Consider the following 19585-nt stretch of genomic DNA (forward strand, 5'->3'; position numbering starts at 1 on the left):
ATCACCTCAAGTCACGCTGGTGCCAGCACCCCTGCCAATGCGCGGAAGAGCGCCGTCCCATCGGTGCCTCCGTGGCCTGAATCCGCCGCCCTTTCAGGATGCGGCATCATCCCCAACACGCGACGGTTGTTTGACAAAATGCCTGCGATATCGTCACGCGAACCGTTGGGATTGTCGGCATATGTAAAGGCGATGCGGTCCTGATCTTTCAGCGCCGCCAGAGTCTCATCATCAGCGAAATAATTGCCGTCATGATGCGCAATCGGAATGTCGATCACATCCCCGGCATTGTAGCCTTCGGTGAAAGCGCTGTTGCTGGTTGCGACTTTCAGACCGATTGTCTTGCAGATGTATTTGAGACCCGCGTTCCGCAGCAGCGCGCCCGGCAGAATGCCGGTTTCGGTCAGGACCTGAAAACCGTTGCAAATACCTACTGCATAGCCACCCCGTTCGGTATGAGCGGCCAATGCCTTGCAGATCGGCGATTGCGCGGCAATCGCGCCACAGCGCAGGTAATCGCCATACGAGAAGCCCCCCGGCACGCCGACAATATCGACGCCCTCAGGCAGTGTGGCGTCTTTGTGCCAGACCATATCAACCGAGAACCCGGCCTGTTCGAAAGCAACGGCAAGATCGCGGTCACAGTTGGACCCGGGGAAAACGATGACGGCTGCGCGCATGGCGGACCCTCCTAAGAGACAAAGTCAGTGATAACGGCAACACCCGGAGGCGTTGGATGGTCAAAGGCGGCAAGCTCAGCGCTTGCTTGATTCAGTGTGATTTGACGCGTGACCAGCGGGCTCAGGTCGACCCCTCCGCCTGCGATCAACGACAGAAGCGACGGATAGCGCCAACTGGGCATGCCGCGTGTTCCGTAGACGGACAATTGACCGGAATAGAGAACATCCATCGGCAGAGCCATTGTGGTGTGATCGCCAGCAGGCATACCGATCTGCACCATCCGGCCCAGTTTGCGCACCGAACGCATGGCGGATACGGTTGTGACCTCGATGCCCAGAGCCTCGATAGCAACGTGTGCGCCACCACCCGTCAGGTCTTTGACCGCTTGTGGCGCGTCGCAGGTGGCCGCGTTGACCACTGCGTCTGCGCCAAGGTTTTTTGCATAGGCCAGCTTGTCGTCTGCAATGTCGACCACAATCACGCGAGCGCCTAACGCTTTGCCCAGCAGCAGCAGCGAGATACCGACCCCTCCGCCACCGAAGACGGCCAGCCATTCCCCGCCCTGTATCTGCGCCCGACCGACCAAGGCCTGCCACGCGGTCGTCACCCGGCATCCCAGCGCCGCCGCAATCTCAGGAGCCAATGTGTCAGGCAGAGCGGTCAGATTCGCATCTGCATGGGCAACCGAAATGAATTCGGCGAAGGCACCATCACAGGTGAACCCCGGGACAACTTGATCGGAGCAGATCGTCTGATGGCCCTGCGCACAATCGGAACAATGCCCGCAGGCCAGAATGAAAGGTGCAATCACCCGATCCCCGACGCGCCACCGGCTGACCCGGCTGCCGACCGCGACAACTTCGCCGCAGTACTCATGGCCTGGGATCATCGGCAGGACAACATCCGGGTCCGAACCGGACCATGCGTGCCAGTCAGAGCGGCATACGCCACAAGCCAGAACCCGCACGACAACGCCATCCTCCGCCGGTTCCGGGTCAGGAACCGTCGTCACCTCAAGCGGCTGTCGATAAGAGATCAGACGCGCGGCCCGCATGCCCTTAGACCAGTTCGATCTCGTAGCGTTCGATGACCGTGTTGGCCAACAGCTTTTCGCACATCTCGGTCACGTCAGCCTCGGTCGCACCTTCGGCGAGTTCCAGATCGATGACCTTGCCCTGACGCACACCTTCGACCTGATCAAAACCCATTGCACCCAATGCGTGACGCACAGCCTCGCCCTGCGGGTCCAGAACCCCGTTCTTGAGCATCACATGCACACGTGCCTTCATGTTCGAAAACTCCAGTCGTGGACCGCTCTCCGGTCCGTTTCGTTGCGTGCGGGATATCCCGCTTGGGTCTGTCGGACAACCCTGCCTCAAGGGGCAGGATCAGTTGATCAGGGTCGGCTTGGTTACATTGCTTTTCGGCAGAACGCCAAGGCGGCGTGCGACCTCGGAATAGGCGTCGGTCAAGCTGCCCAGATCGCGCCGGAACACGTCCTTGTCCAGCTTCTGGCCGGTTTCAATGTCCCACAAACGGCAGCTATCGGGGCTGATCTCATCCGCGACGATGAGGCGCTGATAGTCGCCTTCAAAAACCCGGCCGATCTCGATCTTGAAATCAACCAGACGGATACCGACGGCCAGCATCACGCCGCTCATGAAATCATTCACGCGCAGCGCGAGGCTGAGGATATCGTCCATGTCCTGCTGGCTGGCCCAACCGAAGGCCGCAATGTGTTCTTCGGTGACCAGCGGATCACCCAAAGCATCATCCTTATAGCAATATTCAACGATCGGGCGCGGCAGCTGCGTACCTTCTGCAATGCCCAGACGTTTGGACATAGAGCCAGCGGCATAATTGCGCACGATCACTTCCAGCGGAACGATCTCGCAATTCCGGACCAGTTGCTCGCGCATGTTGAGGCGGCGGATGAAGTGGTTCGGAATGCCGATCTGTGTCAGGCCGGTCATGAAGAATTCGCTCAGGCGGTTGTTCAGAACCCCCTTACCGTCGATGACATCTTTCTTTTCGGCGTTGAATGCGGTGGCGTCGTCCTTGAAGTACTGCACGATGGTGCCCGGCTCGGGGCCCTCATACAGAATCTTTGCCTTACCTTCGTAAATCTTCTTGCGACGCGCCATGAGCGACCTTTCCAGGCTGAAGAAAGGGAATGAGTCCCTTCACGTTGGCGCCCTCATAGTGCAAGCCCCGCGTTCTCGCAAGTTCGCTACCCCGAGGGCCTTTGACGCAGCGCAAATACCTTGCGCCCCGGGTGTCGTATTGTCATATCATCAGAAAGAAATCGTAATCCAAGGGGTCCCCAACCAATGACCACATTCGACGAACGTGAAGCCGCGTTTGAAAGCAAATTCGCCCATGACGAAAAGATGCAGTTCATCGCACGTATGCGCCGCAATCGATTTATGGCGGTTTGGGCGTCGACGCTGAAGGGCGAAACCGTTGAACAGGCACGGAAATACGGCGAGGTATTGGTCCATGCCGATCTGCAGAATGTCAGCGAAGACGATGTTGTCGAGGCGGTCAAGGGCTATCTTGGCGATCTCGCAGACGAGGCCAAGATCCGTTCGAAAATGGCAGAACTTCTTGTCGAAGCCAAAGAACAGGTGATGGCAGAAGCCGAACACTGATGGCCTGAAAATGCAATACTCATGATCTTCATGAGTTTTATGAGTTTGATTTGACGCCCCGGTCGTGAGACACGGGGTGTCTCACATTTTTTGGGCTCAAGCCCCTATTTTTTGGAATTCCCAAATGACAAACGCGCTCAGCAAGCTTCTGGAAACGGTCGATGTCATCCTTGCGGATGGTGCGACTGGCACCAACCTGTTCAACATGGGCCTGCAATCCGGCGACGCGCCCGAGCTGTGGAATGTCGATGCGCCCGACAAGATCCGCGCGCTGTATCAGGATTCGATCGATGCAGGCAGTGATCTATTCCTGACCAACACATTCGGCGGCACTGCGGCGCGGCTGAAATTGCATGACGCTCAGGGTCGCGTGGCTGAGTTGAACCGTATCGGTGCGGAACTTGGCCGTGAGGTCGCAGACAAGGCAGGCCGCCCCGTGATCGTGGCGGGTTCGGTCGGCCCGACCGGAGAGATCATGGAACCCGTTGGCAGCCTGACCCATGCGGAAGCGGTCGAGATGTTCCACGAACAGGCCGAGGCACTGAAAGCCGGTGGTGCCGATGTGCTGTGGCTTGAGACCATTAGCGCGCCGGAAGAGTTCCGCGCCGCAGCCGAGGCCTTCGCACTGGCCGATATGCCCTGGTGCGGCACCATGAGCTTTGACACTGCCGGTCGCACGATGATGGGCGTGACCTCATCCGATCTGGCGACAATGGTTGAAACTCTGCCTAATCCGCCTTTGGCCTTCGGTGCCAATTGCGGAACGGGTGCTTCGGATATTCTGCGCACCATCCTGGGATTTGCAGCGCAGGGTACCGAGCGTCCCCTGATTTCCAAGGGAAATGCGGGTATCCCGAAATATGTGGACGGGCACATCCACTATGACGGTACACCCGAGCTGATGGGGCAATACGCTGCGATGGCCCGTGATTCAGGCGCGACCATTATCGGCGGCTGCTGCGGTACGATGCCTGCGCATCTGCGCGAGATGCGCAAAGCACTGGACACGCGACCGCGTGGCAATCGCCCAACTCTGGATGAGATCACGCTGGCGCTCGGCCCGTTCACCTCTGCCTCGGACGGCACCGGGGACGACGCCGCGCCAGAACGGCGTACTCGTCGTCGTCGCCGGGCATAATGTGACGATCAGCGTCCCTCGAACTTCGCGGGGCGCTTTTCAAGGAAAGCAACGACTCCTTCAGCAAAGTCGCGCGTGCGTCCGCATTCACCTTGCAGATGCGCCTCAGCCGCCAGTTGCTGCGGCAGAGTGTTGTCGTAGGTGCCTCGAATTGCCTGTTTGATCGCACGGAAACCTGCGGTCGGGCCATTGGCCAGATAAGCAGCCCGTTTACGCCAATGCGCATCAAACTGATCATCCGCCACGGCTTCCCAGATCAGCCCCCACTCATCTGCTTGTCGTGCGCTGATCTTGTCAGCAAACAGCGCCGCGCCCATCGCCTTGGCAAACCCCATCTGGCGCGGCATGAACCACGTGCCACCTGCATCGGGCAACAGACCGATCCGGGCAAATGCCTGCAGGAAATAAGCGCTCTCAGTCGCAATCACCACATCCGCGCACAGTGCCAGGTTGGCTCCTGCCCCCGCCGCCGGCCCGTTGACGGCGGCGATGGTTGGGACCGGACAGTCATAGACTGCTTCAAGCATCGGCTCATACTCATCCCGCAAAGCGCGTTCCAGATCGATCGAACCTGTGCTTGAGGCGTCTCCCAGATCCTGACCGGAACAGAAGGCAGGTCCCGCACCAGTCAGAACGATAGCGCGCGCCTGCCGTGCGGCCTCTTTCATGGCATAAGTAACTTCAGCCCGCATCTGAGTGGTCAGTGCGTTCATTTTGTCCGGCCGGTTCAGTGTCAGAACCGCCAGATCATCTGCAATCTCCAATTGGACTGCTTTGTATTCCATCGAAAAACCTCACCAGCGCAGCGTTTTGCAAAACCTTACGCAAATGTAAGGGAAGGAAAAGAAGAACCGCGCGTCAGTCTTTCAGAATTTGGCGCAGACGCTCTTGTTCTTCTTCGCTGAGTTTATCACCGGGGCCGGAAGCCTGTGCATGCGCCCGTTTGCGCAAGAAGCTCCACCCCATGCCTGCCGCGATAAGCAACATGACGGGACCGGCCAGCCACAACATCAGGTTCGACCCTGTTATAGTGGGCTTTAGCAGTACGTACTCACCATAGCGGTCGACAATAAAATCTACCGCCTCCTGATCCGTATCTCCGGCCACCAACCGCTCGCGCAGAAGAATACGCAGGTCGCGCGCGAGATCGGCATTGCTTTCGTCGATGCTTTCATTCCGACACACCAGACAGCGCAGCCCGGTGCTGAGCTCCCGCGCGCGCTCTTCAAGCACGGGATCGTCCAGAATTTCATCCGGTTGCACGGCCATAAGCGGGCCAGCCATCAACATCAGGATCAGAACGAAGCGTTTCATTCGGCGGGTACTCCGCTTGCTGGCGTCTTGCGTGCGCCTGCTGCCACACGGAAGCGGCGGTCCGACAGACTGAGCAAACCGCCCAGAGACATCAGAATGCATCCAGCCCAGATCCAGTTGGCCAAAGGTTTGATATAGGTGCGCATGACCCAACCTCCGTCCGCCTGCTGATCACCGATCACTACGTAGAGATCGCGCAGGAAGCGATAGTCAATCGCCGCCTCTGTCGTGGGCATACGCGCCACGGGATAGTCGCGTTTTTCGGGGTGCAGCATTGTGATCGGACGGCCATTCAACTCAACCGCAACGTCGGCGGTGGTCGAGAAATAGTTCGGCCCCTCAACACGTCGTACATCCTGCAGCGTCAATGTGAACTGACCAACCTCGAACGGCTCACCAGGTTGCGCGACGCGGATATCTTCCACCTCCCATGCGGTCAGACCTGCGATGGCAAACATGGTGACACCGAGACCCGTATGAGCGACGGCCTTGCCCCAATCGGCACCCGGCAAGCGGAACAAGCGGGCAAAGCTGCCCTTGCGCCCTGTGCGGCTCCACAGATCAACAATGGCTCCGAAGGTAATCCACGCCCCGAGGAACAGCCCCACTGGCCCCAACGCGCTACGTCCCGTCTGGAGGACCCAGACCAGTATCGCCAGAGCAACGGCCAACACGAAAGCATAACGCAGTGACCACGCCGCCTTGCCCAATCGACCGCGCTTCCACGGTATCATCGCACCCAATGGAAGGACTATCCCAAGCACTACCATAAAGGGCGTGAATGCAGCGTTGAAGAACGGCGCGCCGACCGAAAGCTTTCGATCAAACGCCATCTCAGCCACCATCGGCCAGAGTGTGCCAAAGAACACCACGAAACAGCTGACTGCCAGCAGGATGTTGTTCAAAACCAGCGCACTTTCGCGGCTGACCATGCCAAAGACACCCTTCGCCTCCATCGCTTGCGCGCGTGCAGCAAACAAGGTCAGAGCACCTCCTGTGAAGACCACGAGGATGAACAGGATGAACACGCCGCGCTCGGGGTCGTTGGCGAATGCGTGGACCGAAGTCAGCAGACCTGAGCGTACGATGAAGGTACCGATCAACGAGAAGCCGAAGGCGATGATCGCCAGCAAGATGGTCCAGCTTTTCAGCGCCTCGCGCTTTTCGACCACAATGGCCGAATGCAGCAGTGCGGCAGCAAGAAGCCAGGGCATGAAGCTGGCATTTTCAACCGGATCCCAGAACCAGAACCCGCCCCAACCAAGCTCGTAATAGGCCCACCAGGATCCAAGCGCGATGCCGATAGTCAGGAAGATCCAAGCAGCCAGAGTCCAGGGACGCACCCAACGCCCCCATGCCGCGTCGACCCGGCCTTCGATCAGCGCAGCAACAGCAAAGCTAAACGCCATACTGAGACCAACGTAGCCCAGATACAGGAACGGCGGGTGGAAGGCCAAACCCGGATCTTGCAAGAGTGGGTTGAGATCACGCCCGTCAAACGGCGGAACAGGCAATCGGTCAAAGGGGTTCGAAGTGAACAGAATGAAGGCATAAAACGCCACGCCGATCGCCGCTTGAACAGCCAGCACCCGTGCTTTCAACGTTGGTGGCAGCCCCCCGCCAAAGACCGCAGCCATGGCGCCAAACAGCGCGACAATCAGCACCCACAGCAGCATCGATCCTTCGTGGTTACCCCAGGTTCCACTGACCTTGTAGAGCATTGGTTTCGCCGAATGGCTGTTCTCGACCACGATCCGCAACGAGAAGTCAGACGTCGTAAAAGCCCAGACCAGAGCGCCAAACGAAAACGCAGTCAGAATGAACTGTGTGATGGCTGCCGGCTCAGCAAATACCATCCATCCGGTCCAGCGTTTTGCGGCGCCTACAAGCGGTACCAAGGTCTGAACGATGGCAACCAGAAAGGCGAGGATCAGTGCGAAATGTCCGAGCTCTGTAATCATGGCGGACTTATAGTACGAAGGCCCGCAAAGCGCCATTCACATTCGCCCGCAACCGCCGAACACAATGTCGCGCCTTAGCTTCTGCGCAAGCGCCTCCATTCATTAAGCGCGGGATTGGAGTCAGCCTCAACTTCTTCCGTCTCAATCGTTGTATCTGCGGTGTCGGAGCTATCGCTTTTCAAGGCACCAAGCGTTTCGAGGTTGGCGACAACATCGGGCAGAAGACGCATCGAGCTGCTGATTTCCCGTTGGAAATCCTGTGCTTTCACCTGATGGCGTGCCCCGAAATAGAAGGTGACGATAACGCCCAACAACCACCAGAGAGGCTCGGGTACAAGTGCGATGCCCTGCATTCGCTGGGCAAACCAAACCGGATCGATCATTGCGGAGACAAATAGTCCCAAAGTGCCCAATGCCATTGCCGGGCGCGGCAGGCGATTCAAACCGTCGATGAACCGATCAAAACAACCTTTCCCCTGAGCCTGAAACTCGGCTCCGAACTGGGTCATCGCCGAAGCTTGCAACATCGTCGCGCGCGCGGCCCCGCTTTCGCTGTTTTCGCGAAAAACTTCTGCCGTTTCCCTAACCACATTTCGACCACTGCCGAACAACAGGCCCAAAAGCCCCGAAATCAATCCCATTCCGAAACCCTCCGCTGAAACTCTGCATCATTCAGGTGATAGATGGGCGACAAAAACTCCTCAGCCCGTCTGATCCATCCGCCTTTCCCACCGGCCCTGGTTCTGGCGTATTTGCGCAATGCCGGTTTTCGATCTGCTAGCCGGAAGTAGTAGTTTCGACGTTCGATCCCATAGGCATCCCTCAGCACGGTTGGTTTTGGCTCTGCCGCATTCTCGCAGGCCTGCGCAGTCTGGGGTCCGACCAGCCCATCTATGGCAAGATCATATCCCATCCGGCGCAACAGATTCTGCAGAATCGTCACCGCCTGCACCCCCGCATTTACATGCATGTCGAATACCGTGGGCCATAACACCTCGGGTAACCGATCAATCTTGGGCCTCGAAAAATAGTGTTTCAGATAGATCTCAACGGCCTGCACTCGGGTCAACGCTCGCACATCGGCGCGGTTCACTGCCCTATCACCGGTCAAGTCCAGGCCCAAGCGTCGTATCGTGTGAATTGTGACACCGTACTTCGTCGCGCCGCCGGGATCATCCGGATCATCAACAAAGCCACCTTCGCGCGTAACGATACCTTCAGCGATCTGCCGAACCGTCTGCATTGAACCACCCCTTTGCTCAGATGGCTCAAACGGTCAAGCAAAGGCATTAACACCTCGACAAATCAAAGGGCGTTGCCCGCTTTCTGCGCGCAACACCCTGTTTCTTCTGTTCTAAAAAACCTCTGTCGGAGGAAGGCCGCCATGGCCTGTTCAGCTGTCGCCGCTCTCTTTGTAAACACCCTGCTCTTTCAGCGCGTCTACGACCTCTTTCGGCATGTAGGTTTCATCATGTTTCGCAAGAATTTCAGTCGCTTCGAAGACGCCATCGACGTAACTTCCAGTGCCCACCATCCCTTGGTTTTCAGAGAACAAGTCAGGCAGCACACCGGTGAAAGCCACGGGCACGCTCTCGCCCCCATCGGTCACAACGAAACGCACCGTCTCACCCTGCCCGCGAATGATCGAGCCTTCCTCGACCAGACCGCCGATGCGAAACACTTCGTTCGGTTGTGGAGGCTCGGCGATCACCTGACTAGGAGAGCGGAAGAAGTTAATGCCATCTTTCATGGCAACGCCAATCAACGCCGTCGATAGGGCCAAGGCCACCGCGGCTAGCACAATGATCTGAATTCGACGACGTTTCTTGAGCGTTTTCATACCGTCCTCACGGGAACAGAGGGGCCATCATCAGCCCCAGGGTTTCATCCTCACCTAACATCAGGTTAGCGTTCTGCAAGGCTTGCCCGCTGCTACCTTTTGTCAGGTTATCCAGTGCCGCAATCACGATGGCGCGGCGTTCGATCCGATCACCGACCACCCCGATGTGACAGAAGTTCGAACCGCGAACATGATGGGTCGAAGGTGTTTCTCCGAAGGGCAACATCTCAATGAAGGGTTCGCCTTCATAGGCCGATTGAAGCGTCTCATAAACGCTCTGCGGATCGCCCTTCACATATGTGGTGGCCAGAATGCCCCGGTTGGCCGGGATCAGATGCGGTGTGAACTGCACATGTACGGTACGACCCGCCAGTTCCGAGAACTCCTGATCGAACTCACCCAGATGCCGGTGCGTCCCACCTACCGCATAGGCGTTCGCGCCTTCGCTTAGCTCTGCGTGCAGCAGGTTCTCTTTCAAAGCGCGACCCGCACCCGAGACAGCGCATTTCAGGTCCAGAATGATGTCATCCAGATCAATCACGCCCGCCGAGATCAGCGGCCGCAGCACATATTGCCCGGTCGCGGCGTTGCATCCGGTCCCGGCGACCAGCCGCGCGGCGCGAATGTCATCCCGGTAAAACTCGGTGAGGCCATAGACGGCTTCTTCCTGATGCCCCAGCGCGGCGTGCGGGTTGCCGTACCATTTCTGGTATTCATCACCATCCCGCAGCCGGAAATCCGCCGAAAGGTCGACGATTTTCAGAGTATTGGGCAAGTCCCGAATGACTTCCTGACTGGTTTTATGCGGCAAGGCACAGAAACACAGATCGATCTGCGAAAAGTCGATCTCGGAGATTTTGCAGAGCACCGGCAAATCCATATGACGCAGATGTGGAAACACCTGTGCCATGGTCTGCCCTGCCTTGCGCTCGGCGGCCAGAGCTTTGATTTCCATATTCGGATGTCCGGCGATCAGCCGCACGAGTTCTGCGCCGGTATAGCCGGAAGCACCCAGGATTGCGATTTTGTGGGTCATGTCAGACCTCTTTCATTCATGTGTCACATGGATGACCGCCGCTGTGACGGTCAACGAAATACGAGATGGAAAAGACGCCGTCCTTGACCTTGGTCAGGCGGCCGCAAAGGTGATTTGTCGTCGGAGGAACTGGGTCGCACGATCCGTCACCACCCCCGGCTTGCCCGTTGTGAGGAAGCCAGACTTACCTTCACCCAGCATATTTGGATGACGTTTCAGATAATCTGCCAAGCTCTCAGCAACCAAGTCGCCCTGACTGTAAACCTTCACGTCCGGACCAAGCGCCTGCTGGAACGTCTCTGCCATCAGAGGATAATGCGTACAGCCCAGAATCGCTGCTTGCGGTTCCGGCATCTTGCGCTTCAGGGCATCAACGTGGCTGCGCACCAAAGCCTCGGCCAGGATCATGTCACCGTCTTCAATGGCGTCGACGACACCGCCGCAGGCTTGTGCCTCTACGTCCACGCCAATCGCCCGGAACGCCAGTTCGCGCTGAAATGCACGGCTGGACACGGTCGCGGGTGTCGCAAACAGCGCGACATGCTGCACCTGCACCTCGCGTGGTGGAGAGTTATCGCCCCATTGCCGTTCCGTCAGCGCCTCGATCAGAGGCACAAAGACACCCAGCACGCGCTTTCCCTCGGGGACGCCCGCCTCTTGCATCCGGCGCAGAGCGGCAGCACTGGCGGTGTTGCAGGCCAGAATCACCAGATTGCAGCCGCTATCCCACAGGTTCTGCACAGCGTCTCGCGTCAGGTTATAGATATCCTCGGCATCGCGCACACCGTAGGGCGCGTGCGCGCTGTCCGCATAATACAGAAAATCTACGTCGGGCAGACGTTTCTGCGCGGCGTTCAGGACGGTCAGACCGCCCAACCCGGAATCAAAGATACCTACTGCCATTTGCCCCTTCAGGCGCGATGCCGTTCCTCGAATTCATAGCCATAGTCATAAGACTTCAGCGGCTCTGGAGACAGCTCATACGTGGCTTTGCGCAGGAAATCCATCATCTTGCGCGTATCCTTGCCCAGTGGGTCTAGAATGTCGCGCCCGATAGGCTCACCAACAACGACACGAACCGGGGTGTCGACGCGCTTCTTAAACTCTTTGATCAGCAAACCCATCCGCAACGTGTTGTGCAAATGACTGGCGATCTGGAACAGGCGCGAGGTGTGGCCGTCAAAAAACAGAGGCACCACAGTCGCGTTGGATTTCGCAACCATCCGCGCGGTAAATCCGCGCCAGCCAGGATCCATCGGATGGGCAAATGGCTTGACCGCAGTGCTGACTGTACCACCCGGGAAAATCCCAATGGCGCCACCTTCGCTCAGATAGTTCAAAGCGGTCTTTCTGGTCTCAAGGTTCAGCTTCATCGCCTCTTTCGTCTCATCGAACGAGATCGGAAGGATGATGCGATTGATATCCTCGGCTTTACGGAAAACCCGATTTGCCAGAATGCGAAAATCTCCGCGCGTCTGGGACAGGATATGTCCCATCATCAGCCCATCCAAAATGCCATAGGGATGGTTGGCAATTAGAATCAGCGGCCCATCCTGAGGAATGTTCGACAGCGCGCCGCCCACCACATCCAATGTCAGACCATAGCGATCCACCATTACGGACCAGAAATCACGCCCCTGTGCGACCTCTTGCTCGTACCCATCGGCACGCCGGATCAGGCGCATGCGGCCGGTTGTGTTCTCCATCAGCTTGATCATCATCCGCCCGCCCCGCGTTTCTGCGGAGTGGGCGTAGGATATGTCACGGGCGACGTGATGGCGCGAGGGCATTGGCTACTCCGGATTGCTGCCGCCTAGATAAGGCCGGATCGCCATTTTGCATAGCTTACGTGACAGGCTTGTGAAGCTTCACTCTGCCGCAGCCTGCAGTTCTGGCCCACCATCGCGGATGACAGCCAGCAACTCCTCGCGCCGTTTTGCGGCCTTGGCTTCGTTTGCCACTAGCACTGGGCCAAAGCCACGAATGTCCAGCGGCAGAGCAGCAAGCGCAGCGATCGCATCACTAGTCTCAGGCGTCAATTTGGGCAGAACCTCTTTCATGTCTTTTTCATACTGGCGGATCAAAGCACGCTCCATTTTGCGCTCTGCCGTGTACCCAAAGATATCCAGAGGCGTGCCACGCAGGCCTTTCAGCTTTGCGAGTATCTTCAACGGCCCCAGAAACCACTCACCGAACGCCTTCTTGGCCGGACGCCCGTTCTCACCCTTCGTTCCCAAAGTCGGAGGCGCAAGGTGGAAAGTCATCTTGAAGTCACCATCAAACTCGGCCTCCGCCTTCTGGCGACTGTCGAGCAGCAACCGTGCGACCTCGTATTCATCCTTGTACGACAAGAGTTTATGGTAACCCTTGGCTATCGCCTCACGGACTTTTTGATCCTCGACACTTTCAACCAGTTTGCGATAGCGCTTCGCCAATCGCTTGCTCTGATAATCGGTCAGATGCGCGGCGCGGAAGTCGATCACCTGATCGAGTATCTTTGGCATCTCCGCCACATTCGGACGCAAAATACCGGCTGCCTCTTCGGGATGGGTCACCGCCCAGCGACCGACCTCAAACGCCCGTTTGTTGCGTTCAACCGCTGCGCCATTCAGCTCAATCGCCTCGACGATCGCCTGATGGCTGATCGGCAGCAAACCACGCTGCCAAGCCGCGCCGAAGATCATCATGTTGGAATAAATCGAATCCCCCATCACGGCCCGCGCCAGATCTGTGGCATCAAACAGGGCCACTCCGTCCTTCAGTCGCGCCTGAAGGGCAAGCTGCAGCTGATCGCTGGGGATCGTGAATTCGGTATCGCGGGTAAAGTCGCCGGTAATGATCTCATGACTGTTCACCACCGCCCCGGTTCGACCGGTCTGCGTGAGACCCAGCGTTTTAGCCCCTGCAGAAACCACCAGATCACCGCCAATTAGCGCATGCGCTTCACCGGTGGCGACACGAATGGCGCTGATGTCCTCGGGTCGGTTGGCCAGGCGGCAGTGGATATGAACGGCACCGCCCTTCTGCGCGAGGCCCGCCATCTCCATCATACCGGCGCCTTTACCGTCAATCTGCGCCGCCTGCGCAAGAACCGCGCCAATCGTGACGACGCCGGTTCCGCCAACACCTGTGATCACCACATTATGGGTGCCATCGATCTGCGGCAGTACGGGGTCCGGCAGGTCCGGCAGGTCTAGCTCTGTTGTCGCTTCCTTCCGGATTTTCGCACCTTCAACGGTCACGAACGACGGGCAGAATCCTTTCAGGCATGAGAAATCCTTGTTGCAGCTTGACTGATCAATCGCCCGCTTGCGGCCAAGTTCAGTCTCTTTGGGAACAATGGATACGCAGTTCGACTGAACACCGCAGTCTCCGCAACCTTCACATATGTCAGTGTTGATAAACACCCGCTTATCGGGATCCGGGAACGTGCCGCGTTTACGCCGCCTGCGCTTTTCGGCAGCGCAGGTCTGGACATAAACAATAACCGATACCCCCTCGATTTCACGGAACTTTTCCTGAACCTGCATCAACTTGGCACGCTCGAAGGTCTCAACGCCCGAGGGTAAGGCGGCAAAATTCACATCTTCCTTTTCGTCATAGACAACGGCCACATTGCTGACGCCCATCGCCTTGACTTCGGCCACGATACGTTCAGCGCTCAGTCCGCCTTCGTTCTCTTGCCCACCGGTCATTGCAACCGCGTCGTTATAGAGGATCTTGAAGGTGATGTTCGTACCAGCTGCCAGCGCCGCCCGGATCGCCTGCACGCCCGAGTGGTTATAGGTCCCGTCTCCAAGGTTCTGGAACACGTGTTCGGTTGTCGAAAACGGAGCTTCGCCGATCCAATTCGCCCCTTCTCCGCCCATCTGGGTAAACCCGGTGGTTTCGCGATCCATCCACTGCACCATGTAGTGACAGCCGATCCCTGCGTAAGCCCGGCTACCCTCTGGCAGTTTGGTCGAACTGTTATGCGGACATCCTGAACAGAAATATGGCAAACGCGCAGCAATCTCCTGAGCGTTATCAGCCCGTCTTGCCTCGGATAGTGCTTCCAAGCCGGCGCGCACGCCATCCGTGTCGCGCCCTTCTTCGATCAGGATCTCGCCAAGCTTCTCGGCAATCATGATCGGGTCAAGCGCCCCACGTGTCGGGAAAAGCTCTTCACGATGCAGCGTGCCGGCCCCGCCTTTGTACCAGCCGTAAACACGGCGTCCGCGCCGGTCATCGAAGATCGCCTCTTTGACCTGAACCTCGATCAGCTTGCGTTTCTCCTCGACGATCACGATCAGGTCCAGCCCTTCAGCCCAATCGTGGAAGCCCTTCATATCCAAGGGGAATGTCTGGCCGATCTTATAGGTGGTAATGCCCAGACGCTCGGCTTCTTCCGCGTTGATGTTCAGCAGCGACATGGCATGAGCCAGGTCCAGCCAGTTCTTGCCTGCCGCCACAAACCCGATCTTGGCGCCGGGCTTACCCCAGACGCGCTTGTCCAGCTTGTTGGCGTGCGAGAACACCTCAGCCGCAAAGCGTTTGTGATCGATCACACGCGTTTCCTGAAGATGCGGCGTGTCGCCTAGCCGAATGTTCAAACCACCTTCGGGCATATCGAACTGAGGAGTAACCAGTTGCATCCGATCCGGGCGGCCATCGACGACCGAGGTCACCTCAATCGTGTCCTTCATGGTCTTCAGCCCGACCCAAACCCCAGCGAACCGGCTGAGCGCGAAGCCGTAGATGCCGTAATCCAGTATCTCTTGCACACCTGCGGGACTGACCACGGGCATATACATATCCACCAGCGACCATTCCGATTGATGCAACACGGTCGAACTTTCGCCCGTGTGGTCATCGCCCATCGCCATCAAAACACCGCCATGCTTGGCCGTACCCGCCATATTGGCATGGCGCATCACGTCACCGGATCGGTCGACGCCGGGGCCCTTCCCGTACCAGAGGCCAAAAACACCATCGAATTTCCCGTCGCCACGCAATCCCGCCTGCTGGCTACCCCACAACGCAGTTGCTGCCAGATCCTCGTTCAAACCGAACTGAAATGTGACATCGCTTTCGGCCAGCTGCTTTTCAGCGCGGGACATCTGCAGATCAACCGCGCCAAGGGGAGATCCCCGATAGCCGGTGACCAGACCCGCCGTGTTCAATCCCGCCTGCGTATCACGCGCCTTTTGCATCAGCATAAGCCGCACAAGCGCCTGTGTACCGTTCAGTAGGACCGGGCTTTTGGACAGATCAAAGCGGTCGTTGAGCGAAATCTTTGGCTGACTCATCAGACGTCTCCCCTCGTCGGATTAGTGTGCTTCATTCATGTGTATTTTAGGTCACAATTGCTGACCTGTATAGTAATTTTACCCTATTCCATAACGATTTCCGGGTTTGATTGTGGAATTTGTTACGTGTTTCATATAGGGCTTCCCAAAGATAACGAAAGTTGCGGCGATGGATTGGGATAAGCTCAGAATATTTCATGCGGTTGCGGATGCAGGCAGCCTCACGCATGCAGGAGACAAGCTTAATTTGTCTCAATCTGCAGTGAGCCGTCAGATTCGGGCGCTCGAAGAATCGCTGGATGCGACCCTTTTTCACCGCCACGCACGCGGACTGATTCTAACGGAACAGGGTGAGCTGCTTTTTGATGCAACCTCGACCATGTCCAAGCGCCTTGATGCGGCTGCGGCGCGCATTCGCGACAGCGAGGATGAGGTTTTCGGCGTCCTGCGTGTGACCACCACCTTTGGCTTCGGGACTCTTTGGCTGGCCCCGCGCCTGCCGAAGCTCTACGAGCAATATCCTGATCTGAACATTGACCTGATGCTGGAAGAACGCGTGCTGGACCTGCCCATGCGCGAGGCGGATGTCGCCATCCGCATGAAAGAGCCCAGCCAGGCCGATCTGGTCAGAAAGCGGCTGATGACCGTTCAGATGCTGCTTTATGCAACTCCGACCTATCTTGAGACCCACGGTGGCGCGCCCGGAACGCTTGAGGAGATCTCAAAGCATCGGCTGATCTGCCAAACACCCTCGGCCCCCCAAGTCGGAGCAAGTGCGGCGATGGTACGTCATCTGATGACTTACAACCCTGCCTCGCTGATGACGGTAAACAACTACTTCGGAGTTCTTCAGGGGGTGATACACGATCTCGGGATCGGCGTACTTCCCGATTATGTGACCGATGACTTTCCTGATCTGGTACCGGTCCTGTCCGATATCGAAAGCGCGGACGTGCCCGTTTACCTCGCCTACCCCGAAGAATTGCGTCATTCCAAACGGATAGCGGCATTTCGTGACTTCGTTCAGGATGAGATCATCGCCCATCGCAAGCAGCTTCGGCAGTTGGGCAAACTTTAGCTATGCACCAAAAGCATAGCGGGCATGACGTCTAAAGACCCCAATAATCCTTGATCGTTCATAAAGTGATCCCTAAATGAGCAATCGAAGGCGGTGATGCTGTAACGCTCATCATCTTCATACCTCCCTGTTGGACTACGGCCGAGCTTAGTGCTCGGCCTTTTTTTTGGTCATACCCGGCATCAAGTCTGCGAAACTTCTGGGAAAAATGCACGCATAAGCATATGATCCCGAAAACGATAGAAATTTCGTGTTCGAGGGCAAATCTATGTTCCATCCATTCCGCCTGGTGCTGGCGATTGTATCCGCATTGTTTCTTGCGGTTCCGCTTTATGCACAAGATACCGGCGCCACGGCAACGGTCACCATCCCTGAAGATCTTACCCCCGAACAGGTAGACGACCTGGTCGCACGCATGTCCGACGATCAGGTGCGCGCGATTCTATTGGAACGCCTTGATGCGGTTGCTGAAAAACAGGCCGCAGAGAAAGCGAGTGTCGACGACCCGCTGACGGAAATTAGCGAAATCTGGGCTGAAATGGTTTCATCCTGGACACATGTTCTGACCACGCTACCCAATATCGTGACCGCACAGATTACCGCGTTCAGCAATTTCTCGGATACGTTCGGGACAACTGGGGTCTTTGTGCTTATGGGGCTGGTCCTATCGGTGCTGATTGCAGGGTTCATAGCCGAGAAACTGTTCATCTTCCTGACCCGGCGCTGGCACGAGGCGACCGAGGTCGCCGATGAAGCCGACCTATGGGGCGCTGTGCGATACCTGTTCCGCCGCTTCTGCCGCGAGATCGCCGGGCTGATCGTGTTCTACGTGGTCATTCGTGCCATCGGGCGTGGTCTGTTGACCACTGAACAGATCACCTATGCCGCGCCGTTTGTGTTCTATCTGATCTGGGTGCCACGCCTTGGGGCTGCCGCGTCGCGCTTTGTGCTGGCCCCTGAGAAACCGCAATTCCGGCTGGTCAATATTGACGATCATTGGGCCAAATACCTGCATCGCAACCTAATCGGCCTGCTGATCCTGATCGGCTTCACTCTGTTCGTCATCCGGTTCAACGCGCTTAATGGCGTCACCGGTGACGATACCCGCATCGGCTTCTGGCTGAACGCTGCGATCCATATCTATATCGGCGTCATCGCCTGGACTGCACGCGAGGGGTTGTCCCAAATGATGTTGGGCACCGACCCGGACCACACCAGGTTCGACGAGGAGGTCGCGCGTTATTACCCCTATTTCGCCATTGGCGTCTCGGTGGTGATCTGGCTGCTGGTTGAGTTTCTGATTGCCCAACGCGATCCTGCGGTGATGCGCGTGCTGGTCAACGGGGCGCATTTCAACACCATGTTCTGGCTGCTGATCGCACCGGCGCTTGATACCCTGATACGCGGATTGGTCCGTCACCTGCAGCCGCCAATGTCCGGTGAAGGGCCGCTGGCCGAGCGTGCGTATCGGTCGGCCAAGCGCAGCTATATCCGCATCGGTCGCGTGGTTGCAGGGCTATTTGTGGTCTTCATGATTGCAAACGCATGGCAATTGGACCTGCGCCATGTCGCCTCGGCCGGGGTCAGCGCTGAGGTGGGCGGAACTATCATCGAGTTCCTGCTGATCATCGCCATAGGCTACATCATGAACGAGGTCGTCTCGTTGTGGATCAATCGCCGTCTGGCCAAGGAACAGACCGCAGCCGAAGCCCTAGACGAAGAAGCCGGCGGTGAAGGCGGCGGTGCGGGCGGGTCACGCTTGGCCACAGTTCTGCCGCTGCTGCGGATCACTGCGCAGGTTACGATTGCTGTTATCTTCGGGCTTTTGGCCCTTGGTGCGCTGGGTATCAACATTACTCCGCTTCTGGCCGGCGCAGGTGTTCTGGGTCTGGCCATCGGCTTTGGTGCGCAGAAACTGGTTGCCGATATCGTCGGCGGCATCTTCTTCCTGATCGACGATGCCTTCCGGGTCGGCGAATATGTCGATGTGGGTGGTACTATGGGTACGGTTGAGAAAATCTCAATCCGTTCGATGCAACTGCGTCACCATCGCGGCCCGGTTCATACGATCCCTTATGGCGAGATTCAGAAGCTGACCAATTTCAGCCGTGACTGGGTGATCATGAAGCTGAAATTCACCGTGCCCTTCGACACTGATCCCAACAAGGTAAAGAAAATCTTCAAGAAGATCGGTGCCGAGATGATGCAAGACGAGGTTCACAAGGATGGCTTTCTGCAGCCGTTCAAATCTCAGGGTGTGTTCGACTTCGATGATGTTGGCATGATCATCCGCGGCAAGTTCATGGCCAAGCCGGGCAAGCAGTTCACGCTTCGTAAGGAAATCTTCAACCGCGTGAAGGCTGAATTCAACGCCAACGGCATCGACTTTGCCCGCCGCGAGGTGCGCGTCGCCATTCCCGGACTGGAAGAGGCCGAGAACCTGAGCGAAGAACAAAAGGCAGCGGTAGGTGCTGCGGCGGCCGATACGGTCAACAAAGGACAAAACCCGGCCTGATGTCTTTGCTTCATCCAATCTCAGGCATTGGCTGAAGCAAATGACTTGGACACTCACCGCGGAACCGGTCTTATGGTCGGTTC

General features: G+C 57.4%; 18 protein-coding genes. 4 read left to right on the plus strand and 14 right to left on the minus strand.

Annotated features, from left to right (window positions below; all coding sequences use genetic code 11):
- Nucleotides 1–11 precede the first annotated feature (11 nt).
- The 4 genes from purQ to purC all read right to left on the minus strand — a co-directional run bounded on the left by purQ (nucleotide 12) and on the right by purC (nucleotide 2825).
- On the minus strand, nucleotides 12–680 hold the full coding sequence (gene purQ / locus ACR0NF_RS04615) for a phosphoribosylformylglycinamidine synthase subunit PurQ (RefSeq protein WP_480469892.1): 669 nt from the start codon (nucleotides 678–680) through the stop codon (nucleotides 12–14).
- An 11-nt stretch (nucleotides 681–691) separates the two neighbouring features.
- Entirely contained in the window at nucleotides 692–1735 is a 1044-nt protein-coding gene (locus ACR0NF_RS04620) for a zinc-dependent alcohol dehydrogenase family protein (RefSeq protein ID WP_480777841.1), read from the minus strand.
- Nucleotides 1736–1739: 4 nt separating this feature from the next.
- Entirely contained in the window at nucleotides 1740–1970 is a 231-nt protein-coding gene (gene purS, locus ACR0NF_RS04625; RefSeq protein ID WP_170374301.1) for a phosphoribosylformylglycinamidine synthase subunit PurS, read from the minus strand.
- Between the two features lie 99 nt (nucleotides 1971–2069).
- Complete coding sequence (purC, locus tag ACR0NF_RS04630; protein ID WP_480469894.1) at nucleotides 2070–2825, minus strand: phosphoribosylaminoimidazolesuccinocarboxamide synthase; 756 nt, start codon at nucleotides 2823–2825, stop codon at nucleotides 2070–2072.
- Between the two features lie 186 nt (nucleotides 2826–3011).
- Here purC and ACR0NF_RS04635 point away from each other — a divergent pair, with 186 nt between their 5' ends.
- Both ACR0NF_RS04635 and bmt read left to right on the plus strand, forming a co-directional pair.
- The gene (locus ACR0NF_RS04635; protein ID WP_480469895.1) at nucleotides 3012–3332 is read left to right on the plus strand and encodes a DUF1476 domain-containing protein; all 321 of its coding nucleotides are present in this window, start codon (nucleotides 3012–3014) and stop codon (nucleotides 3330–3332) included.
- A 124-nt stretch (nucleotides 3333–3456) separates the two neighbouring features.
- Complete coding sequence (gene bmt / locus ACR0NF_RS04640) at nucleotides 3457–4470, plus strand: betaine--homocysteine S-methyltransferase (protein WP_480469896.1); 1014 nt, start codon at nucleotides 3457–3459, stop codon at nucleotides 4468–4470.
- A gap of 8 nt (nucleotides 4471–4478) precedes the next feature.
- On the opposite strand, the gene ACR0NF_RS04645 is transcribed toward bmt, so the two are convergent.
- The 10 genes from ACR0NF_RS04645 to ACR0NF_RS04690 form a co-directional block, all read right to left on the minus strand.
- On the minus strand, nucleotides 4479–5255 hold the full coding sequence (locus ACR0NF_RS04645) for an enoyl-CoA hydratase-related protein (protein WP_480469897.1): 777 nt from the start codon (nucleotides 5253–5255) through the stop codon (nucleotides 4479–4481).
- Between the two features lie 73 nt (nucleotides 5256–5328).
- The gene (locus ACR0NF_RS04650) at nucleotides 5329–5784 is read right to left on the minus strand and encodes a cytochrome c-type biogenesis protein (RefSeq protein WP_480777842.1); all 456 of its coding nucleotides are present in this window, start codon (nucleotides 5782–5784) and stop codon (nucleotides 5329–5331) included.
- Complete coding sequence (locus ACR0NF_RS04655; protein WP_480777843.1) at nucleotides 5781–7745, minus strand: heme lyase CcmF/NrfE family subunit; 1965 nt, start codon at nucleotides 7743–7745, stop codon at nucleotides 5781–5783. The genes ACR0NF_RS04650 and ACR0NF_RS04655 overlap by 4 nt, the downstream gene beginning before the upstream one ends.
- Before the next feature lie 74 nt (nucleotides 7746–7819).
- Complete coding sequence (locus ACR0NF_RS04660) at nucleotides 7820–8386, minus strand: holin family protein (protein ID WP_480777844.1); 567 nt, start codon at nucleotides 8384–8386, stop codon at nucleotides 7820–7822.
- Nucleotides 8377–8988, minus strand: coding sequence for a holin-associated N-acetylmuramidase (locus ACR0NF_RS04665; RefSeq protein ID WP_480777845.1), 612 nt, complete (start codon nucleotides 8986–8988; stop codon nucleotides 8377–8379). The genes ACR0NF_RS04660 and ACR0NF_RS04665 overlap by 10 nt, the downstream gene beginning before the upstream one ends.
- Before the next feature lie 150 nt (nucleotides 8989–9138).
- Nucleotides 9139–9585 carry a cytochrome c maturation protein CcmE gene (gene ccmE / locus ACR0NF_RS04670; protein WP_480469902.1) on the minus strand — a complete coding sequence of 149 codons (447 nt, stop codon included), beginning with the start codon at nucleotides 9583–9585 and terminating at the stop codon, nucleotides 9139–9141.
- A 7-nt stretch (nucleotides 9586–9592) separates the two neighbouring features.
- Nucleotides 9593–10621 carry an N-acetyl-gamma-glutamyl-phosphate reductase gene (gene argC / locus ACR0NF_RS04675; protein WP_480469903.1) on the minus strand — a complete coding sequence of 343 codons (1029 nt, stop codon included), beginning with the start codon at nucleotides 10619–10621 and terminating at the stop codon, nucleotides 9593–9595.
- Between the two features lie 93 nt (nucleotides 10622–10714).
- Nucleotides 10715–11524 carry a glutamate racemase gene (locus ACR0NF_RS04680; RefSeq protein WP_480469904.1) on the minus strand — a complete coding sequence of 270 codons (810 nt, stop codon included), beginning with the start codon at nucleotides 11522–11524 and terminating at the stop codon, nucleotides 10715–10717.
- Nucleotides 11525–11532: 8 nt separating this feature from the next.
- Nucleotides 11533–12411, minus strand: coding sequence for a lysophospholipid acyltransferase family protein (locus tag ACR0NF_RS04685; RefSeq protein WP_480657790.1), 879 nt, complete (start codon nucleotides 12409–12411; stop codon nucleotides 11533–11535).
- Nucleotides 12412–12489: 78 nt separating this feature from the next.
- Nucleotides 12490–15909 carry an indolepyruvate ferredoxin oxidoreductase family protein gene (locus ACR0NF_RS04690; protein WP_480657792.1) on the minus strand — a complete coding sequence of 1140 codons (3420 nt, stop codon included), beginning with the start codon at nucleotides 15907–15909 and terminating at the stop codon, nucleotides 12490–12492.
- A gap of 169 nt (nucleotides 15910–16078) precedes the next feature.
- On the opposite strand from ACR0NF_RS04690, the gene ACR0NF_RS04695 reads away from it, so the two are divergent.
- Entirely contained in the window at nucleotides 16079–16987 is a 909-nt protein-coding gene (locus ACR0NF_RS04695) for a LysR family transcriptional regulator (RefSeq protein WP_480469907.1), read from the plus strand.
- 268 nt (nucleotides 16988–17255) lie between these two features.
- Nucleotides 17256–19502: a mechanosensitive ion channel family protein gene (locus ACR0NF_RS04700; protein WP_480469908.1), complete on the plus strand. Its 2247-nt coding sequence runs from the start codon at nucleotides 17256–17258 to the stop codon at nucleotides 19500–19502.
- The last annotated feature ends 83 nt before the right edge of the window (nucleotides 19503–19585 follow it).

Source organism: Ruegeria sp. CF4, assembly GCF_056537345.1.